The 19,537-nt window shown below is 68.2% G+C and carries 19 protein-coding genes and 1 tRNA gene; 4 read left to right on the top strand and 16 right to left on the bottom strand.

The window, feature by feature from the left end:
* Positions 1-51: 51 nt before the first annotated feature.
* The 5 genes from HNO80_RS04150 to gcvH all read right to left on the bottom strand — a co-directional run bounded on the left by HNO80_RS04150 (position 52) and on the right by gcvH (position 3,180).
* Positions 52-648 carry a MerR family transcriptional regulator gene (locus HNO80_RS04150; RefSeq protein ID WP_175321578.1) on the bottom strand — a complete coding sequence of 199 codons (597 nt, stop codon included), beginning with the start codon at positions 646-648 and terminating at the stop codon, positions 52-54.
* A 264-nt stretch (positions 649-912) separates the two neighbouring features.
* Positions 913-1,416 (bottom strand): bifunctional nuclease family protein, encoded by a 504-nt coding sequence (locus HNO80_RS04145; RefSeq protein ID WP_175321577.1) that lies wholly within the window; start codon positions 1,414-1,416, stop codon positions 913-915.
* Entirely contained in the window at positions 1,416-2,132 is a 717-nt protein-coding gene (ftsR, locus tag HNO80_RS04140; RefSeq protein ID WP_175321576.1) for a transcriptional regulator FtsR, read from the bottom strand. The genes HNO80_RS04145 and ftsR overlap by 1 nt, the downstream gene beginning before the upstream one ends.
* A gap of 23 nt (positions 2,133-2,155) precedes the next feature.
* Positions 2,156-2,629 carry an FHA domain-containing protein gene (locus HNO80_RS04135; protein WP_175321575.1) on the bottom strand — a complete coding sequence of 158 codons (474 nt, stop codon included), beginning with the start codon at positions 2,627-2,629 and terminating at the stop codon, positions 2,156-2,158.
* Between the two features lie 164 nt (positions 2,630-2,793).
* Positions 2,794-3,180 (bottom strand): glycine cleavage system protein GcvH, encoded by a 387-nt coding sequence (gene gcvH / locus HNO80_RS04130; protein WP_138769663.1) that lies wholly within the window; start codon positions 3,178-3,180, stop codon positions 2,794-2,796.
* Between the two features lie 153 nt (positions 3,181-3,333).
* On the opposite strand from gcvH, the gene HNO80_RS04125 reads away from it, so the two are divergent.
* Positions 3,334-4,203, top strand: coding sequence for an Fpg/Nei family DNA glycosylase (locus tag HNO80_RS04125; RefSeq protein WP_175321574.1), 870 nt, complete (start codon positions 3,334-3,336; stop codon positions 4,201-4,203).
* 110 nt (positions 4,204-4,313) lie between these two features.
* Here HNO80_RS04125 and HNO80_RS04120 read toward each other — a convergent pair.
* The 10 genes from HNO80_RS04120 to HNO80_RS04075 form a co-directional block, all read right to left on the bottom strand.
* Positions 4,314-4,390: transfer RNA gene (locus tag HNO80_RS04120), tRNA-Pro, on the bottom strand.
* A gap of 166 nt (positions 4,391-4,556) precedes the next feature.
* On the bottom strand, positions 4,557-6,107 hold the full coding sequence (der, locus tag HNO80_RS04115; protein ID WP_175321573.1) for a ribosome biogenesis GTPase Der: 1,551 nt from the start codon (positions 6,105-6,107) through the stop codon (positions 4,557-4,559).
* A complete protein-coding gene (locus HNO80_RS04110; protein WP_175321740.1) occupies positions 6,104-6,802 on the bottom strand; it encodes a lysophospholipid acyltransferase family protein in 699 nt (232 codons plus the stop codon). The genes der and HNO80_RS04110 overlap by 4 nt, the downstream gene beginning before the upstream one ends.
* 49 nt (positions 6,803-6,851) lie before the next feature.
* The gene (gene cmk, locus HNO80_RS04105) at positions 6,852-7,595 is read right to left on the bottom strand and encodes a (d)CMP kinase (protein ID WP_175321572.1); all 744 of its coding nucleotides are present in this window, start codon (positions 7,593-7,595) and stop codon (positions 6,852-6,854) included.
* Complete coding sequence (locus tag HNO80_RS04100; RefSeq protein ID WP_175321571.1) at positions 7,595-8,704, bottom strand: prephenate dehydrogenase; 1,110 nt, start codon at positions 8,702-8,704, stop codon at positions 7,595-7,597. Before HNO80_RS04100 ends, cmk begins: the two co-directional genes overlap by 1 nt.
* A 3-nt stretch (positions 8,705-8,707) precedes the next feature.
* Positions 8,708-9,910, bottom strand: a complete 1,203-nt coding sequence (locus tag HNO80_RS04095) for a pseudouridine synthase (RefSeq protein ID WP_175321570.1) — start codon at positions 9,908-9,910, stop codon at positions 8,708-8,710.
* Positions 9,911-10,020: 110 nt separating this feature from the next.
* Entirely contained in the window at positions 10,021-10,602 is a 582-nt protein-coding gene (gene scpB / locus HNO80_RS04090) for an SMC-Scp complex subunit ScpB (protein ID WP_249777163.1), read from the bottom strand.
* Positions 10,603-10,718: 116 nt separating this feature from the next.
* The gene (locus tag HNO80_RS04085; RefSeq protein WP_175321569.1) at positions 10,719-11,567 is read right to left on the bottom strand and encodes a segregation and condensation protein A; all 849 of its coding nucleotides are present in this window, start codon (positions 11,565-11,567) and stop codon (positions 10,719-10,721) included.
* Between the two features lie 8 nt (positions 11,568-11,575).
* Positions 11,576-12,475, bottom strand: coding sequence for a ParA family protein (locus HNO80_RS04080; protein ID WP_175321568.1), 900 nt, complete (start codon positions 12,473-12,475; stop codon positions 11,576-11,578).
* Positions 12,476-12,796: 321 nt separating this feature from the next.
* The gene (locus HNO80_RS04075) at positions 12,797-14,164 is read right to left on the bottom strand and encodes a cation:dicarboxylate symporter family transporter (RefSeq protein ID WP_175321567.1); all 1,368 of its coding nucleotides are present in this window, start codon (positions 14,162-14,164) and stop codon (positions 12,797-12,799) included.
* 134 nt (positions 14,165-14,298) lie between these two features.
* Between HNO80_RS04075 and HNO80_RS04070 the strand changes: the two genes are divergently transcribed.
* Together HNO80_RS04070 and HNO80_RS04065 are read left to right on the top strand one after the other, a co-directional pair.
* Positions 14,299-16,020, top strand: coding sequence for a sensor histidine kinase (locus HNO80_RS04070; protein WP_175321738.1), 1,722 nt, complete (start codon positions 14,299-14,301; stop codon positions 16,018-16,020).
* Positions 16,017-16,736: a response regulator gene (locus HNO80_RS04065; protein ID WP_175321566.1), complete on the top strand. Its 720-nt coding sequence runs from the start codon at positions 16,017-16,019 to the stop codon at positions 16,734-16,736. Before HNO80_RS04070 ends, HNO80_RS04065 begins: the two co-directional genes overlap by 4 nt.
* Before the next feature lie 48 nt (positions 16,737-16,784).
* Here the strand turns inward: HNO80_RS04065 and HNO80_RS04060 are convergent, their stop codons facing one another.
* On the bottom strand, positions 16,785-18,704 hold the full coding sequence (locus HNO80_RS04060; protein ID WP_175321565.1) for a propionyl-CoA synthetase: 1,920 nt from the start codon (positions 18,702-18,704) through the stop codon (positions 16,785-16,787).
* A 183-nt stretch (positions 18,705-18,887) separates the two neighbouring features.
* Here HNO80_RS04060 and HNO80_RS04055 point away from each other — a divergent pair, with 183 nt between their 5' ends.
* Complete coding sequence (locus HNO80_RS04055; RefSeq protein ID WP_175321564.1) at positions 18,888-19,529, top strand: GntR family transcriptional regulator; 642 nt, start codon at positions 18,888-18,890, stop codon at positions 19,527-19,529.
* Positions 19,530-19,537: the final 8 nt, after the last annotated feature.

Raw genomic sequence — 19,537 nt, 5'->3', positions numbered from 1 at the left:
CGCGGGGCCACGACGTGACCCCGCGCTTCTTAGTTAAATCTTCCGGCCGAACTAGCCGATCTTGCGGGCCGCGCGGCGCTTGCTGAGTTCATCGTCGGGGAAGGACTGGTCCGAGGCGTGCTCGCTCGGCAGGGCCGCGAGGCTTCCTTCCACTTCGCGCCAGACCCGGCCGACGGCGATGCCGAAGACACCCTGTCCACCCTGGACCAGGTCGATGACTTCGTCCGCCGAGGTGCACTCGTAGACGCTCGCGCCGTCGCTCATCAGCGTGATCTGGGCGAGGTCTTCGACCCCGCGCTCCCGGAGGTGCTCGACGGCGGTGCGGATCTGCTGCAGCGAGACGCCGGTGTCGAGGAGCCGCTTTACGACTTTGAGGACGAGGATGTCGCGGAAGCCGTAGAGGCGCTGCGAACCGGAGCCGGCGGCGCCGCGCACGGCGGGTTCGACGAGCCCGGTGCGTGCCCAGTAGTCCAGCTGGCGGTAGGTGATCCCGGCCGCCTTGCACGCCGTGGGGCCGCGGTAGCCCGCGTCTTCGTCCAGGACGGGAAGATCCTCGGTGAAGAGCAGGCCCTGGGCACCACTCGCGGGCACAGCAACGCCTGCCGTCGAGGCCTGCTTGAGCTCGCCTGCTTCGCCTTTCGGACTCACGTGGATCCTCCTTGTCATGAGTTCCCGCGGGAACTTGCAGCAACGACGCGCTGTCCGGGACCTGCGTCGGACCGAGTAGGCACGAAAATCATCCGTGTAGTTTCGGCTCCGGCTGCACTGTCCAGTGTGACTTGCGCGGCTGTTGTATGCAATGGGAACTTGTACCTCCGACGTTAGGCCTGCCGGGGCCCAAGGTCAAAGACGTTGGGGGTATTGCGGGGGCGTGTCGAAACTTTCGACCTCGACTTTAAGCTTAGGGCCGTCTCAGCCGGCGAAATCCTCGGGTTCGACGTCGTCCAGGAACTCGCGGAAGCGGCGCAGCTCCCCCTCTTCGTCGACGGCGGGCCCGGGCTGGGCCTCCTCGCCGTCGTCGTGCTCGGTGATCCGCACACCGGCTTCTTCCATCACGGCGTCCGCACACCAGATCCGGCATTTGGCCCGCAGGGCCAGGGCCAGGGCGTCCGAGGCCCTCGAGCTGACGGTGGTGCCGTCTTCGAACTGGAGCTGGCCGTAAAAGATGTTGTCCTCGACCGCCACGATATTGACGCTGACGATCGTGTGGCCCAGCGCCTCGACAACGTCCACGAGCAGGTCGTGCGTCATCGGCCGCGGCGGGACCACACCCTGCTGGGCCAGGGCGATGGCGCTGGCCTCCGGGGTGCCGATCCAGATGGGGACATGGCGCTCCCCGTGCATCTCCTTGAGCAGAACGAGCGGCTGGTTGGACGGCAGTTCAATCCGTACGCCTACGATTTCCACCTCAATCATCAGATGTCCATCCTCGAGATGCGGTCCTGGACCAGGGCACGGTGCAGCGTCAGGCAGAGTTCGCTGATTTCGCGGGCGGCCTCGGCGGCGCGGGCGTGCGAGGCGGCGTCCTTGCGCGAGGTCAGGGTCGCCACGGCCCGTTCCACCAGCCCGAATTCGCGTTCGGCGGCGGCTTGGAAGGGGCGCAGGTGCCGCGGTTCCAGGCCGTGGCCCTCCAGTTGCACGCAGGCGCGGGCAACCTGCAGGGCGTGTTCGTCGAACTTGCCGTTGACGTGGCCGATCAGGCCGAAGCTGAGCAGGGACTCGAGCAGCGGCACGCTGGCCCCGGACTCGGTGCGGAGCTGCTCTTCGCTGAGCAGGCGCACCCGGTGGTTCAGTTCGGCGGCGAGTTGGTCCGAGACGATGCGCGGGGAGACCGTGACGCCGGGCGGCAGGTTGTCCGGGCGTTCGCCGCGGTCAATCGCGTCGAGGTAGTCCTTGATCACCTTCAGCGGAAGGTACTGGTCCCGCTGCAGGGCCAGCACAAAGCGCAGACGCTCGACGTCGCCCTCGGAGTACTGCCGGTATCCGGCGGGGGTCCGCTGCGGGTTGATGAGTCCCTTTTCTTCAAGGAACCGGATTTTCGACGCAGTCATATTGGGGAAGTCGTCGCTCAGTTGAGCCAGGACCTCCCCGATGTTCAGGACCTGGGGTCCGCGCCGTTCGGCTTGTGCCATGGCCACAGGCAACTACCCCGATATCAGACGTTGCCTGCGGTACGGGCAGGGCTGAGGTAGAAGGTGAGCCGGAACTTGCCGATCTGCACCTCGTTACCGGACTTCAGCTCCACACTGTCGACACGGTCGTGGTTGACGTAGGTGCCGTTCAGGCTCCCGGTGTCCACTACCTCGAAGCTGCGCGCCGTGCGGCGGAATTCGACGTGGCGGCGCGAGACCGTGACGTCGTCGAGGAAGATATCGGCGTCCGGGTGGCGGCCCGCCGTCGTGACGTCCGAGTCGAGCAGGAAGCGGGCGCCGGCGTTGGGGCCGCTGTGTGCCACCAGCAGGGCGGACCCGGCGGGCAACGACTCGATGGCCGTGCGTTCCTCGACCGAAACCTTCGGTGTGAGGGTGGGCTCGTCGCGCACGGGAGTGAGATGGATCGATGTGGTCTCCGAGGCTTTCACTCCACCCGTGCCGTATTCACCGGTGTCGTTCTGTCCGTGCCCAACCATTGAGTCCTCCTCATTCGTTGCAGGTGTCCCCCCTGCAAACAACGCATGCCGTCCGGAAAAGCCTGGCAGATCCGGTAGTCAGTCCCCCCGGCCGGCCACTGTGTCCAGTAATTGCCGTCTCCAACAACTACTGTGTCCAGTAACACGGCCCGGAGACCTTCCCATTAGCCTACCTGTTGTTCGTACTCCGATGCACTGAGCAACGACTCCACGGCGTCGGCCTCTGCGAGCTTGATTTCAATCAGCCAGCCCTCGCCGTAGGGATCCGAATTGATCAGGGCGGAATCGGTGTCCAGGGCCTCGTTGCGGGCCACGACTTCGCCGCTGACCGGGGCGTAGATGTCGCTGACACTCTTGGTGGATTCGACCTCACCGACGACGTCGTTGGCTTTGATGTCGGTGCCGACCTCCGGCATCTGGGCGTAGACGACGTCCCCGAGAGCGTCCTGGGCAAAATCCGTGATCCCCACACGCACGACTCCGTCGGCATTCGGGGCGGAGACCCATTCGTGTTCCGCGGTGTAGGACAGCTCTTCGGGAATGATGCTCATGGCGGGCCTTTCGTCGGGTCAATCACCAAGGTCGACGGCGGCCGATCGAACGGGCCGCCGCTGAAAGTATAGGCACATCCGGCCGGACCCCGGGAGGACTCTGGCATGATGGGGCCATGGCAGCACCTGCACCCGTTCCGGTCGGATTTGCCCATGCCTGAGCTACCGGAAGTGGCGGCCCTCGCGGATTTCCTGGACACGCGCCTGCGCGGTGCGGTCCTCACAAAAATCCAGATCGTCTCGTTCGCGGTGCTGAAGACGGCGGACCCTCCCATCTCGGCGTTGGAAGGCAGGACCGTGACGGGGGTGCGCCGGCACGGCAAGTTCGTGGACCTGGAGGCCGACGGGCTGCATCTCATCTTTCACCTCGCCCGGGCCGGTTGGGTGCGGTTCACCGCTGCCCCCACCGGCGCGGTGCTGAAAATGGGCAGCGGGCATATCGCGGCGCGGCTGTCGTTTTCCAGCGGGGGCGGACCGCTTGACCTGGACCTGACCGAGGCCGGCACGAAGAAGAGCCTGGCGGTGTACCTGGTCCGGAGCCCGTCCGAGGTGCCGGGAATCGCGGCGCTCGGACCGGACCCGTTCAGCCCAGGGTTCGACGTCGACGCACTGGCCGGGATCCTCGCGGCCAGCAAGCAGCAAATCAAGGGGGTGCTGCGCAGCCAGGGCGTCATCGCCGGCATCGGGAACGCCTACAGCGACGAGATTCTGCACGCGGCCAGGATCTCCCCGTTCGCTATCGCCGGCGCCCTGGACCGGGCGGCGGTAGAGCGCCTGTACGACGCCATCCATGAAATCCTGGGGACGGCATTGGCCGAGGCCGGCGGGAAGCCGCCGGCCGAGCTCAAGGATGCGAAGCGGAGCCACATGCGGGTGCACGGCCGGGCCGGCGAAGCATGCCCGGTCTGCGGCGACACCGTGCGCGAGGTTTCCTTTGCCGACACTGCGCTGCAATACTGCCCGCACTGCCAGACGAAGGGCAAGATCCTGGCGGACCGCCGGACGTCGCGTTTCTTGAAGTAGGCGTTTTTTTGCAGTAGGCGCTCTTTGAAGGTGGCGCTTTTTGCAGCCGACGGGTCCGGGAAACAGAAAACCCCGCCATTCCGTTGCCGGAATGGCGGGGTACTTTCTGTTGGTCGGGCTGACAGGATTTGAACCTGCGACCCCTTGACCCCCAGTCAAGTGCGCTACCAAGCTGCGCTACAGCCCGCTGGTTCCGCCGTTCTCCGCTCTTGATGATCTCCTGTTGTTATCCAAAGGATTTCATCCGAGCAGTCCGGCCGAACCACCTCCAAAAGCTTACACGATTCCGGAGGGTGCCCGTGACACTTTCAGCATGTCACGGGAACTTTTTCCCTCGGCGGGCGCGTTCGGAATTAACGCTTCTTGCCGCGCTTTTCCCGGACCCGCATGTTGACCTCGATCGGCGTGCCCTCGAAGCCGAAGGTTTCGCGGAGCCGGCGGGTGATGAAGCGGCGGTAGCCGGGGTCCAGGAAGCCGGTAGTGAAGAGCACGAACTTCGGCGGCCGGCTCGAGGCCTGGGTGCCGAAGAGGATGCGGGGCTGCTTGCCGCCGCGGACCGGGTGCGGGTGGGCCGCCACCAGTTCGCCGAGGAAGGCGTTGAGGCGTCCGGTGGGGATGCGCTTGTCCCAGCTCTCCAGCGCGGTGTCCAGGGCAGGAACCAGCCGGTCCTTGTGCCACCCAGTCTTGGCCGAGATGTTGACGCGCGGGGCCCACGCCACGTGGGCGAGGTCCTGTTCGATTTCGCGTTCCAGGTAGGTGCGGCGTTCGTCGTCGAGCAGGTCCCACTTGTTGAACGCGAGCACCAGGGCGCGGCCGGACTCGATCGCGAGCTGCAGGATGCGTACGTCCTGCTCGCTGAGCACCTCGTCCACGGCGAGGAGCACGACGGCGACCTCGGCCTTTTCGAGCGCGCTCTGGGTGCGCAGCGAGGCGTAGAAGTCCGCGCCCTGGGCCATGTGCTGGCGGCGGCGGATGCCGGCCGTGTCCACGAAGCGCCAGGTGCGCCCGCCGAGTTCGATGAACTCATCGACCGGGTCGCGGGTGGTGCCGGCGGTGTTGTCGACGACGACGCGTTCGGAGCCCGCGAGCTTGTTCAGCAGCGAGGACTTACCGACGTTCGGCCGGCCGATCAGGGCGATCCGGCGGGGGCCGCCGCTGCGCTCAAGGCCTTCGATCGTGGAGAACTCCGGGAGCGTGTCCATGACATGGTCGAGCAGGTCGGCGACGCCGCGGCCGTGCAGGGCGGAGACCGGGTACGGCTCGCCGAAGCCGAGGCCCCAGAGCGCGGCCGAGTCGGCTTCCTGGGCGAAGTCGTCCACCTTGTTGGCCACCATGATGACCGGCTTCTTGGACTTGCGCAGCATCTTCATGACGCCTTCGTCCGTGGCGGTCGCGCCGACGGCGGAGTCCACCACGAACAGCACGGCGTCGGCGAGCTCCACGGCCATCTCGGCCTGCTCGGCGACGCGGGCGTGGATGCCCCGGGCGTCGTGTTCCCAGCCGCCGGTGTCGACCACGGTGAAGTTCCGGCCGTTCCAGTGCGCCGAGTACATGACGCGGTCACGGGTGACGCCGGGGGTGTCCTCGACCACGGCTTCGCGGCGGCCCAGGATGCGGTTGACCAGGGTGGACTTGCCGACATTCGGCCGGCCGATGATGGCCAGGACCGGGTCAAGCTTGACCGGGCCGTCGAAGTCCTCGTCCTCGTAGCGCCCGCTCAGCAGGGCGGCGTCTTCCTCGTCCAGCTCGTAGTCGTCCAGGCCGGCGCGGAGCGAGGCAGCGCGAAGCTCGGCTTCCTCGTCGTCCAGGGCGGCAAGATTCTCCGCCACCTGGTCCGTGCCGGTGGGCGTGTATTCGTCTTCGCCGGCGCCAACATGGCCGGGGGTTTGAGTCGTATCGCTCATTGCACTTTCCTTAGGTGGTGATCTGCCGGCGTCGCGGCTACTGCTGTCTGTGGTTCTTGCGGTGAATCCGCGTCGGGCAGGCGCTGCCCGGTGTTCTGAATTGTGTCCTGGACGTGCCGTGCCAGTGCGGCGCGGATCTCGGTTCCCACCCTGTCCATTGAAGCACGCCCGGTCTCCCCGGGCCTGCGGCTGACGGTGAGGGCCCCGCCGAAGCTGACGTGCAGCCGCCGGCCGGGCCGGGGAACCGCGTTGAGGTGCTCGCCGCTAATCCTGGTCCCGAGGATGGCTACCGGGATCACGGTGGCCCCCGAGTTCAGCGCGAGCCACGCCACCCCGTTGTTGATGGCGGCGGCCTCCCCGTTCCCCCGCGTGCCTTCGGGCAGGATCCCTACGCACCGTCCGGCGTCGAGGACGCTCTTGGCCCGCTCCAGCGCCGCCCGGTCACCCGAGCGGTCCACCGTCAGCTGGCCGGAGGCCTTCAGGACCAGGCCCAGGAAGCCCTTGAACATCTCCTTCTTGACGAAGATGTGCATCGGCCGGGGCGCTGCACCGAACATCACCGGGCCGTCCAGGAAACTGATGTGGTTTCCGGCGAAGATCACCGGACCGGCCGCCGGGACGTTGGCGCGGCCCTGGACGGTGGTCCGGTACACCAGATGGTCCAGCAGCCAGCCGACCGGCCGGCTCCAGGCCATGGTCCCGTGCTTGAACCAGCGGCCGGGAGGCTGCGCCCCGGCTGAGCCCTCAGTCACGGTTGATGGCCGTGTGGTTGATGGCCGTGTGGCTGATGACCCGGTGCACGATCCCGAGGGCCGCGTCGACGGTCTGGGCGAAGTCCAGGTCCGAGGAATCCAGGGTGACCACGCCGTCGGCGGCCTGGGTGAAGTTCACCACGGTGGAGTCCTTGGCGTCGCGCGCCGTGACCTGAGCCGCGAGCTGTTCTGCGTTCTGGCTGCCGCCGAGCTGGATGCCGCGGCGGCGAAGCCGGGCCTCCTCGCTGGCGGTGAGCAGCATGCGCACCTCGGCGTGGGGCGCGACGACGGTGGTGATGTCCCGGCCCTCCACCACCATGCGGCGGTGGTGCTTTTCGATCAGCTCGCGCTGCCGGCGGATCAGTTCGGTCCGTGCCCCGAGGGTGGTGGCGACGGCGCTGACCGCCGCGGAGATGGCCGGTTCACGGATGGCCTCGGTGATGTCCGCACCCGCGACCCGGACGTACTCTTCCTGCGGGCTGGTGCTGATCTCCAGCTGGAGGCCCTCGGCGGCGGCTTCGATGGCTTCGCCGTCGGCGAGGTCAAGGCCGCTGTCGAGGCAGAACCAGGTCAGGGCCCGGTACATGGCGCCGGTGTCGAGGTAGGCCAGCCTGAGCCGGCGTGCCACCTCTTTGCTGACGCTGGATTTGCCGGAGCCGGAGGGGCCGTCGATTGCGACGACGAGGCTCTTGCCGGGGCGGACGACGTCCACCGTTTCAATGAGTTCCTGGGTCATTACTGGAGTACCCGCCATCCACGGTCGTTGAGGGCTTCGATGAGCAGCTCGTGCTTGTTGGGCAGCACGGAGAGTTCCACCATGCCGACATTCTGTCCTGAGGAGTGGTCCAGGCGGAGGTCCTCGAGGTTGACGCCGATCTCGCCGATCTCGGTCAGGAGCCTGGCGATCTGGCCGGGCGTATCGTCCACCAGGACGGTCAGCCAGGAGTAGGCCTGCGGCGGTCCGCCGTGCTTTCCCGGGATCCGGGCCTGGCCGGCGTTGCCTTCGCTGATCAGCTGGGCAAGGTCGAGCCGGGCGCCGGGCGCGGTCGGATCCTCGAGGGTTCCGATCAGCCGGTTCAGGTCCTCGCGGACGCCGTGGAGAATCTCCACGACTTTGCCCGCGTTGGCGCCGAGGATCTGCACCCAGAGCGTGGGGTCGCTCGCGGCGATCCTGGTCACGTCACGCAGCCCGTTGCCGGCCAGCGAGAGCGCGTGCAGCGGGGTTCCCTGCAGCCGGCTGGCCACGAGGGAGGACATGACCTGGGGCAGGTGCGAGACCAGCGCCACGGCCTCGTCGTGTTCCTCGGCACCGAACTCGGAGACGACGGCGCCCAGGTCCCCGGCCAGCGCACGCGCCGCCTGCAGGGCCTCGGGCCGGGTTTCCGGCGTGGGGCAGAGTACCCACGGCATCGAGGTGAACAGTTCCCCGCGCGCGGCAACCGGGCCGGACTTCTCGCGGCCCGCCATCGGGTGGGTGCCGACGTAGCGGCCCAAGTCGGCGCCGCGCTCGCGCAGATCCGCCTGGATGCCGGCCTTGACGCTGGCAATGTCCACCACGGTGGCCTGCGGGTAGTCCGCGAGGGCGCGGGCGACGACGTCGGCGGTCACGTCCGGCGGCGCGGCGACCACGACGAGTTCCGGCGTTTCGCCGTCAAGGCGCGCCAAGGGCAGGCCGGCGCCGATATCGACGGCGACGGCCTGGTTGGTCGGCGACGGGTCGGAGAGGAACACGGCGACGCCGCGTCCCCGGAGCCCCAGCCCGATGCTGGTGCCCAGCAGTCCGGTGCCCACGACCACGACCGGCCCGTTCAGGTGGCCGCGGCCGTGGGTGCGAAAAGCGGACATGCCTTACAGCCCCACGGATGCCAGCAGGTGGCCGACTTCCTGCTTGCCGAGGTTGCGGATGCTGCCCTGGCGCTGGTCGCCCAGGCCGATGGGACCGACCTTGACGCGGACCAGGCGCAGTACCGGGAAACCGACGGCGTCGAAGAGGCGCCGCACAATGCGGTTCTTGCCCGAGTGCAGCACGACCTCGATCAGCACGTGGCCCGGGGTCGAGTCGACGAGCTTGAAGGAGTCGACCGAGGCAATGCCGTCCTCGAGTTCGATGCCGGCCTTGAGCTGCGCGCCGACGCCCTGCGGGAACGGCCCGCGGACCTGGACGAGGTACGTCTTGGGCACCTCGTAGGACGGGTGCGTCAGGCGGTTGGCGAGTTCGCCGTCGTTGGTCAGCAGCAGCAGACCCTCGGTGGCGACGTCGAGCCGGCCGACGTGGAAGAGGCGTTCTCCGTGGTGGTTGCGGACGAAGTCGCTGACGCACGGGCGGCCGTCCGGGTCCTCCATCGTGGAGACAACACCCTTGGGCTTGTTGAACACCATGTAGACCATGTTTTCGTCCAGCTGGATGCGCAGGCCGTCCACGTGGATCACGGAGGTCTTCGGGTCGACGCGCACGCCAAGCTCCGTAACGACCTTGCCGTCGACCTCGACGCGGCCTTCGGCGATCATTTCCTCGCAGACGCGCCGCGAGGCGACGCCGGCGGAGGCCATGACCTTCTGCAGCCGGATGCCGTCGGCGTCGTGCAGCTCAGACTGCGGCACCTCGGCGCGCGGACCGCGCTTGCGGGCCGGTTTCCGGACGGGGCCGAGGTTCTGGCCGAATCGTTCGCCTCCGAATGCACGGGAACCGGTGGCCTTGGCGGCTCCGGCGCCGATGCGCGGCTTGGGCTTGAGCGCACCCGGCGTGCCGGGGACCTTGCCGGCACCGGGCTTGCGGGCGGCCGGCTTGCGGGCCGCAGGCTTGCGCGCGTCGGACCTGGCGCCGTTGCGGTCGCCTGACTCCGGGGCTGCGCCGCCGGGGTTCAGGTCCGGATCGACGAAAGCCTCTTCGCGCGGCTTGGGGCGCTTGAACGGGCGGTCGCCGCCGCCCTTGGAGAAGTCGCGCTGGCCGCGGCCGGCGCCGCCCGCACCCTGGGTGCGTGCTGATTGATGTCCGGCGCTGGTGCGTCCCGAACCGTTACGTGGTGAACCCTGGCGTCCCGCCTGTGTCATGACCCGTCCTTCGTTTGTTGGCCCGCGGCGGCTGCCTCACGGCAGTCCCCCACCGGCCGGGCAAATGGTTCTGCCCTGGTGGATACTCGTTACGCAGGCAGCATTCCTGCCTACATTCTTCCTGCGTCGTAAAACTCTGCTATGCCTTCAAGCCCTGGAAGATGGGGCGAAAGCTGAGGCAACTCAGCCACCGAGCCGATTCCCATACGTTCGAGGAAATACGACGTCGTGCGGTACAGGATGGCCCCGGACTCAGGATCGTTTCCCGAATCCTCGATCAGTCCACGCTGGGTCAGCGTCCGCACGACGGAGTCAACATTGACCCCTCGAATTGCAGACACCCGCGCCCTGGAAACGGGCTGGCGGTAGGCGATGACGGCGAGCGTTTCGAGCGCCGCCTGCGTCAGCCTGGCGCTCTGCCCTTCCAGCACGAATCCGCCTACGACGTCGGCGAACTCAGCGCGGGAATAGATCCGCCAGCCTCCGGCGATATTCCGCAATTCAAAACCCCGGGGGGCGGCACCGAAACCAGCACGATTGGTCGCAGTGCTGGCGTCGTCCGCATCCGGGGCATTACCAGTATAGCCGTTATACTCCCGTTGCAGTTCCCCGAGCAGGCCCTCGACGACGTCGACCGTCAGGTTCAGGCCGGTGGCCAGCTCCGTGGCCGTGGCCGGTTCGTCGACCACCATGAGCACGGCCTCCAGCGCGGCACGGGCGCCGCCGGGCAGTCCGGAAACGTCCGGAACCCGGGAGTCGCCGGCGTCGGACCCGGCCGCGCCGGCTGTGGCAGGGGTGGGTGCTTCGGTCACGGCTGCTCCTCGTATTCTTCGCTCAGCTTGTCGCTGCTCCAGTCCGGGTCGTCGGCGGTCCAGTGCACGGACAGCTCGCCGAGCGGAAGCAGTTGGTCGAAGCCCACCGCCTTGTCCCGGAACATTTCCAGCAGCGCGAGGAACCGGGCCACCACCACGAGGGTGGATTCGGCGTCGGCGATCAGGGCCCGGAAGGTAAGCGCCTTGCCAAGACGCAGGCGGTGGCCAATGATTTCGGCCTGCTCCTTCACGCTCACCGGCGTGCCGTGCAGGTGGGCGAGGCCCACCTCGGTGGGGGCTGCTTCCTTGGGCTTCAGGGCCGCCTCGGCCAGGGCCGCGAACTGCTGCGGGGTGTGCTTCCAGACCAGTTCGGGCAGGAGGGCGGCGAACTGGCCCTCCAGGGCGACCTGCCGGGGGTAGCGGCGGCCCTCCAGCTCCAGCGTCGAGCCGATCAGCCCGGCGACCTGCTTGAAGGCCTTGTACTGGAGCAGCCGGGCGAAGAGTAGGTCGCGGGCTTCGAGCAGCGCGATGTCCTCGTCGTCCTCGACTTCGCCGGCGGGCAGCAGCCTGGCCGCCTTGAGGTCCAGCAAGGTGGCGGCGATGACCAGGAATTCGCTGGCCTCGTCCAGGGCCCAGTCCTCCCCCAGCCGCTGCAGCCCCTTGATGTACTTGATGAACTCGTCGGTGACCGTGGCCAGCGCCACCTCGGTGATGTCCAGCTGGTGCTTGGAGATCAGGCCCAGCAGCAGGTCGAAGGGGCCGGTGAAGTTGGCCAGCCGGACCTCGAATCCGGGCTTCTTCCCGGACGGCGACAGCTCTGCCGTCGCCGTGCCTGTCGCCGCCACAGCCCTGGCTAGGGCGCGCCGCCGCGCGAAATCAGCTCTTTGGCCAGGCGGCGGTAGGCGTCGGCGCCGGCGTGGTTGCCGGCGTAGCTGGTGATCGGCTCGGCCGCCACGGTGGCGTCGGCGAACTTGATGGAGCGCTTGATGACGGTCTCGAAGACCTTGTCCCCGAAGGCCTCCACGAGCCGGGCGATGACCTCGCGGCCGTGCAGGGTGCGGGCGTCGTACATGGTGGCGAGGACGCCGTCGACCTGCAGGCGGGGGTTCAGCCGGTCCTGGACCTTGTCGATCGTCTCGACCAGCAGCGCCACGGCGCGCAGGGCGAAGAATTCACAGATCAGCGGGATGATGACACCGTGCGCCGCGGTCAGCGCGTTGACCGTGAGCAGCCCGAGCGAGGGCTGGCAGTCGATCAGGACGACGTCGTAATCGTCCTCGACCTTTTTCAGGGCCCGGTCCAGGACCTGTTCCCGGGCGACCTCGTTTACCAGCTGGACTTCCGCGGCGGAGAGGTCGATGTTAGCCGGCAGGAGGTCCACATTTTCGACGCCGGTCTTTTGGATGGCGTCGCGGATGTCGACCTTGCGGTCCATCAGCACGTTGTAGACCGTGAGGTCCAGCTCGTGCGGGTTGGTGCCAAGGCCGGCGGAGAGGGCACCCTGCGGATCAAAGTCGACCAGCAGCACGCGGCGGCCGTATTCGGCCAGGGCAGCGGCCAGGTTAATGGTGGACGTGGTTTTGCCCACGCCGCCCTTCTGGTTGACCATGGCGATGACCCGGGCAGGGCCGTGGGATGACAGCGGCGCGGGCTCCGGAAAGTCGCGTTGGGGGCGCCCGGTGGGGCCCATGATGGCGTCTTCCAGGTCGAGTCCGGTGCCTTCCAGAGTGGCTGAACCCTGTTCGCTGCTCACGTATCTATCCACACTTTCGATGACGGTGATTTTCGTGCCTGATCCTGCCGGCTGCTTTGTCGTGCTGATTGGTTTATCTTGCTGACTGGCTTGTCTTGCTGGCTGCCTTGTCTTGCTGGCGGCCGCCCGGCACGGATCGTTATTCCTCCCAAGGTTACAGCCCCCGACACGGTATTCGACGGACCTTGACAACCGTCGTTCCGCGCGCCTTGACCCTCTGGTAGAGGTCGAGGGTTGCTGGGCCGCGGGGTCCCGGGGCAGACGAAACCGCCCGGACGCGGGGTGCGCGTCCGGGCGGTTTCAGTGCGTTCGTGCTGGTGCTCAGGCGTTGACCGGCACCGGCTGCGCAGCCTGGCCGGCCGGCTGGACAGCGGCCTCGTGCCCGGTGTGGCCGGCGATCATGGTCTGCTCGTCGAAGGGCTCGGCGCCGGAGAGGACACGCTCGACCTGTCCGCCGTCGATCTCCTTGACCCAGGTGCCGATCAGGACGGTCGCCACGGCGTTGCCGGTGAAGTTGGTCAGCGCGCGGGCCTCGGACATGAAGCGGTCGATGCCGACGATCATACCCACGCCGCCGAGCAGTTCCGGACGGTGGGCCTGCAGGCCCGCTGCCAGGGTGGCGAGGCCGGCACCGGTGACGCCGGCGGCGCCCTTGGAGGCGATGATCATGAAGACCAGCAGCGAGATCTGGGCGCCCAGGTCCAGCGGGGTGCCCATCGCGTTGGCGACGAACAGGGAGGCCATGGTCAGGTAGATGGCCGTGCCGTCGAGGTTGAAGGAGTAGCCGGTGGGGACCGTGACGCCGACGACGGGCTTGGAGACGCCGAGGTGTTCCATCTTCGCGATCAGGCGGGGCAGGGCCGCCTCGGAGGAGGACGTGGAGAAGATCAGCAGGTATTCGCGGCCGAGGTAACGCATCAGGCGGAAGATGTTGACGCCCGAGACGACCTGGAGCAGGCCGCCCAGGATCACAACGATGAACACCGCGCAGGTGATGTAGAAGGCGACCATGAGGGTGGCCATGCTGATGATTGCTTGCACGCCGGTGGCGCCGACGACGGCGGCGATCGCACCGAATGCGCCGACCGGGGCGAGCCACATGACCATGATCAGGATGCGGAACACGAGGGCCTGGCCGTGGCCGATGGCCTTCAGGATCGGGGTGCCCTGCGGGCCCATCTTCTGCAGCGCGAAGCCGACCAGGATAGCGGCGAGCAGCGTGGGCAGCACGGGGATGTCGCCCGGGATGATGCCGAGCAGGAAGTCGACGGTGCTGTCCGTGGCGGCCTTCTTGTTGGGATCGTACGGGGCGAGCTTGAGGCCCTCACCCGGGTGGATCAGGTTGCCGACGACGAGGCCGATGGCCAGCGCGAAGGTCGACATGACGATGAAGTAGCCGAGGGCCAGGCCGCCGACCTTCCCGACCGTGGCGGCCTTGGCGATCGAGCCGATGCCCAGCACGATGGTGCAGAAGATGACGGGGGCGATCATCATCTTGATGAGCTTGATGAATCCGTCGCCGAGCGGCTTGAGGGACTTGCCGACCTCGGGGAAGATCAAGCCGACCAGGGCGCCGAGGACGACGGCGACGATGACTGCGATGTAAAGGTAGTGGGACTTGTCCAGCCCCTTGCGCTTTTTGACCGGCGCTGCGGCGGTTGCCGCCGACTCTCCTCGTTGAGAGGCCATGGTGTTCTCCTTGGATAGGCTGGACTTCGATGCGGCTTGGGGTGCGCATCACGTCCGTTCTGCGTGTTCCTCCATCATTGGGGATGAAGTGACGCGCATCACCGTTGCGTTCATATTGGTCATGGAAGGTGCAGTTGATCCATCACTGGAGCATCGCCCGCAGGCTGTTTGTGGCCCACTTGCTGTTCATGCTGGCCCTGACCGCCGTCGTCGGCACGGCCACCTTCGTCGACGCCCGCGACCACGCCTACGAGGAAGCCGGCCGGCGGATGGCCGGGATCGCCACAGCAGTGGCAGACAACCCCCTGGTGCTGCAGGCGGCGAGCGCCCCCGATCCCTCCGCCCGGCTCCAGCCCTACGCCCTGGAGGTGATGCGGGACGCCCGCGCGGACTTCATCACGATCATGGCGCCGGACCGGACCCGGTGGACCCATCCCCGTAACGAGGAGCTGGGCAAGCCGTACATCGGCTCGATCGACGCTGCCCTGCGCGGCGAGGTCTTCACCGAGATCATGGCCGGCACGCTCGGACCGTCCGTGCGCACGATCGCCCCGGTCAAGGACGCGGACGGCAAGGTCCGGGCCCTGGTGGCGGCGGGCGTGACGGTGGGGACGGTGGATGTCGCGTTTTCCGGCCGCCTGCCGGCGCTGCTCGCGATCGCAGTGGCCCTGCTGGCCGGCGGTTCGGTGGCCTCGTGGCTGCTGGGCCGCTACCTCCGGCGGGTGACGCGCGGCTGGGGCCCGGAGCAGCTGGCGCAGCTGTTCGCCTATTACGAGTCGGTGCTCCACTCGGTCCGCGAGGGGGTGATCCTCATTGACCCGAGGGGCAAGGTGGTGATGTACAACGACCAGGCGGCGGCGTTGCTGGGGGTGCCGCCGCGCGCCGTCGACGGCGGGTCCTCCGGCGGCCGCGGACCGGACGCGCCGTCGCTGGCGGAACTGCCGCTGGCCCCCAGCCTCAAGGAACTCTTCGAATCCGGCCGGACCGCCCAGGACGAGATCCACCTGACCGGCCCTCGTGTGCTGGTGGTGAACCAGGGCCCCGCGGTCGGGCCCCGCTCCCCTGCGGCCCGGCAGCGGCCGGCGGCCTCCGGCACCCCCGTCTACGGCACGGTGGCCACCATCCGGGACCGCACCGAGATCGAGTCCCTCGGCAGCGAGTTGGAGACCATGCGGACGCTCTCCGACGCCCTCCGCGCCCAGACCCACGAACACGCCAACCGGCTGCACACCATCGTGTCCCTGATGGAACTGGGCCGCGGCAACGAGGCACTGGATTTCGCCACCAAAGACCTGGAGCTGAGCCAGCGGCTGACCGACGACCTGGTCAGCTCCATCGAGGAGCCGGTGCTCGGCGCCCTGGTCATGGGCAAGGCCGCCGAGGCGCACGAACGCGGCGTCGAACTCATCCTCACCACCGGCGGCTCCACGGCGGTGACCGGACTGGCCGTCCAGGACCTCGTGGCCATCCTCGGCAACCTGCTCGACAACGCGATCGACGCCGCGGCCGACGCGCCGCCGCCGCGCCTCGTGGAGCTGTCTGTCTCATCGGAGGCCGGAGCCCTGGAGATCACGGTGGAGGACAGCGGCCCCGGAATCGATCCGGACGCCGTGGAGGACGTTTTCCGGCACGGCTTCAGCACCAAGGCTCCGGGCCCCTTCGGGCGCGGCCTCGGGCTGGCCCTGGTCCGCCAGGCGGTGCAGCGCCTGGGCGGTAGCATGACAATCACCAGCCCGGCCGGGGCACTGTTCCGTGTCACCCTGCCGACGGCACCGGCTGAAGCGACAAGCGCGTCGACAGGCGCCGCGGAAGGCGCCAGGAAAGAACCAGCCGGGACAGCAGAGGAACAGCAATGAGCGATATCCGCGTACTCGTCGTCGAGGATGAGCCGATCGCCGCGGCCGCCCACGCCGCCTACATCGGCCGGCTGGAGGGCTTCACCCTGGCCGGGTCCGCCCCGGACGGGCAGTCCGCCCTGCGCCTGATGACGGAACTGTCAGCCGCCGGGCAGCCCGTGGAATTGGTCCTGCTGGACATGAACCTGCCGGACCTGCACGGGCTGGACATCGCCCGCCGGATGCGGGCCGCCGGCCTCTTTGCGGACATCATTGCGATCACGGCGGTGCGGGAGCTGAACATCGTCCGCAGCGCCGTGGCAACCGGCGTCGTGCAGTACCTGATCAAGCCGTTCACCTACGCCACGTTTGCGGACAAGTTGCGCAGCTACCGGCAGTTCCGTGAACAGCTGGCCTCCCCCGGCCCGGGCGGTACCGGCGCGGGGGCGTCCCAGAGTGACGTGGACCAGGCCTTCGCGAGCCTGCGGGCACCGTCCGAACTGCCGCTGCCCAAGGGCCTGTCTGCCTCCACGTTGGATTCCGTGCAGGACTTCATGAAGCTGCAGGCCGGCGCGGTGTCGGCCAGCGAGGTGATGGAAGCGCTGGGCATGTCCCGCGTTACGGCCCGCCGCTACCTCGAATACCTCGCCGACGCCGGCACGGTGTCACGCACCGCGCGCTATGGCGCCCCCGGGCGGCCGGAGAACGAATACCGGTGGAGCCGGACGGCGTCCTAGCTGTACACCTGGCCCTGCCGCTCCCCCGCGGCGCCACCTCGGCGTGGACTAGGACGCCGTTGACGGGCCGGTGCCCACGGCACCGGGCCGCAGCGTCTCCAGGAGCTGGTCGATCACGCCGGCGTCCTCGATCGTGGAGGGCACCACGTAGTCGTCGCCGTCGGCGATCTGGCGCATGGTCTTGCGCAGGATCTTTCCGGAGCGGGTCTTGGGCAGCGCCTCCACGACCGTGACGTGCTTGAAATCCGCCACGGCGCCAATGTCGCGCCGGACCAGGGCGATCAGGTCCTTGACCAGGATCTCCTCCGGCACGTCCACCCCCGATTTGAGGACCACATAGCCGCTGGGGCGCTGGCCCTTGAGCGGGTCCGCGAGTCCGATCACGGCGCATTCGGCGACGGCCGGGTGCTGGCCGATCACCTGCTCCATGGCGCCGGTGGAGAGCCGGTGACCGGCGACGTTGATGATGTCGTCGGTGCGGCCCATCACGAAAAGGTAGCCGTCCTCGTCCTGGTACCCGGAGTCGCCGGTGGCGTAGCAGCCCTCGAAGGCCTGCAGATAGGAGGAGATGTAGCGTTCGTCGTTGCGCCAGAGCGTGGCCAGGGTGCCCGGCGGCAGGGGCAGCCCCAGGACGATGTTGCCCTCCGTACCGGGCTCCACCGCGTCGCCCGCGCCGTCCAGGATCCGCAGCTTGAAGCCGGGCATCGGAACGCTTGGCGAACCGGCCTTGATCGGCAGCCCGTCCAGGCCGCGCGGGTTGGCGCAGATGGCCCAGCCGGTCTCGGTCTGCCACCAGTGGTCCACCACGGGCACGCCGAGGACGCGGGACGCCCAGTGGAAGGTGTCGGTGTCGAGCCGCTCGCCCGCCGCAAACAGGGTGCGCAGGCTGGAGATGTCGTACTGTTCGAGCAGCTTCGCCTCGGGGTCGGCCTTCCGGATGGCCCGCAGCGCGGTAGGGGCGGTGAACAGCACGTTGACCTTGTGGTCCTGGATGACGCGCCAGAACGCGCCCGCGTCCGGGGTGCCCACCGGCTTGCCTTCATAGATCACGGTCGTGGCGCCGGCCAGCAGCGGCCCGTAGACGATGTACGAGTGCCCCACCACCCAGCCGACGTCGGAGGCAGTCCACATGACGTCGCCGGGGCCGACGTCGTAGATATTCTCCAGCGTCCAGCTCAGGGCGACGGCGTGGCCCCCGTTGTCCCGCACCACGCCCTTGGGTGACCCGGTGGTGCCCGAGGTGTAGAGAATGTAGAGGGGGTCCGTGGCTGCGACGTCGACCGGGGCGGCGGGCTCGGCGGACGCCATGGCCGTGTCCCAGTCCAGCCAGCCGGTGTGGTCTGCGGCGGAGGCGGTGAAGCCTTCCCGTGCCTTGACCAGCACGGGGGTGTCCGGCGCGCTGGCCAGTTCCAGCGCTTCGGCGACGGCCGGGAGGTACTCGATCCGCCGGGAGGGTTCGATCCCGCCGGAAGCGGTGACCACGGCGGCGGGGTCGGCGTCCCGGATGCGGGCGGCGAGTTCCTTGGGGGCGAAGCCGCCGAAGACCACCGAGTGGATCGCGCCGAGCCGGGCGGTGGCCAGCATGGCGATGGCGGCCTCCGGGATCATCGGCATGTAGATCACCACGCGGTCGCCTTTGCCGACCCCCTGGCTGCGCAGCACGCCCGCGAAGCGGGCGACGAGGTCGGTGAGCTCGACGTAGCTGAAGCGCTGCTGCGTGCCCAGCATGGCGGAGTCGTAGATCAGGGCGTCCTGGCCGCCACGGCCCTCCGCCACGTGGCGGTCCAGGGCGTTATAGCAGGTGTTCAGCACGCCGTCGGGAAACCAGCTGTAGAGCGGCGCGCGGCTGGAGTCGAGGGCACGGCCAGGCAGCGTGCTCCAGTCGATCTTCCCGGCGGCCTCAAGCCAGAAGTCCTCCGGCTGCTCAACGCTGCGCTGGTAACTGTCCCGGTAGCTCTTGGTGACCATGAAGTAATCCCGTCCACGACGTTGTGATGCAGCTCATGGTAGCCCCGCAGAGGGCCTTCCACAAGGGCTGTGTATACAGTGGACACTCGAATCCCGTCTATTTTGCCTCCTAGTGCCCAATAGTGTGGGTTATTCTGCCGAGTGTGTATACACTGGTCGGGTCAGCCGAGGAAGGAGACCACCATGCGCGCCAGCGACAAGGCCTATGCGGCCCTGCGCGACGACATCATCGAGTGGCGCCTCCTGCCGGGGACAGTCCTCGCCGAAGTCGAGCAGTCCGAGCGGCTCGGCATCTCGCGGACCCCGCTGCGGGAGGCCCTCAGCCGGCTCACCGCGGAGGGACTGACGACGACGGCGGGCGGCCGCGGCGTCGTCGTCACCGACATCTCCCTCGAGGACATCGACGAACTCTTCGAACTGCGCGAAACCCTCGAAGGCAAGGCCGCGGCGCTGGCCGCCGAGCGCGGCGACGCCGCGACATTCGAGCAACTGCGGCGTGAGCTCCTGCGAGCGCCGGAGATGATCAATGGCGCAGACCCCGCACGGCACGACTACTACAGCCTGGTCGGGCGGCTCGATGCGGCCATCGACGCCGCCATTTCCAACTCCTACCTGGTCCAGGCCATGCGCAGCTTGCGCGTTCACCTGGTCCGGGTGCGCCGGCTCGCGGCCGACGACGCCGAGCGCCTCACCGCCGCCGCTGCCGAGCACGCCGCCATCGCCGAGGCGATCGCCGCCGGCAACCCGCGGCTGGCGGAGGCCGCCACCACGCTGCATCTGCACCGAAGCCTTTCCCACGTCAAAGCCACCCACGTACCTCACTAGAAGGAGCA

Origin of the sequence: Arthrobacter sp. C9C5 (assembly GCF_013359735.1) — a bacterium.
Lineage (GTDB): Bacteria > Actinomycetota > Actinomycetes > Actinomycetales > Micrococcaceae > Arthrobacter.
Note: the sequence above shows the minus strand (reverse complement) of the source record. Positions and strands in the feature narration are given on the sequence as shown.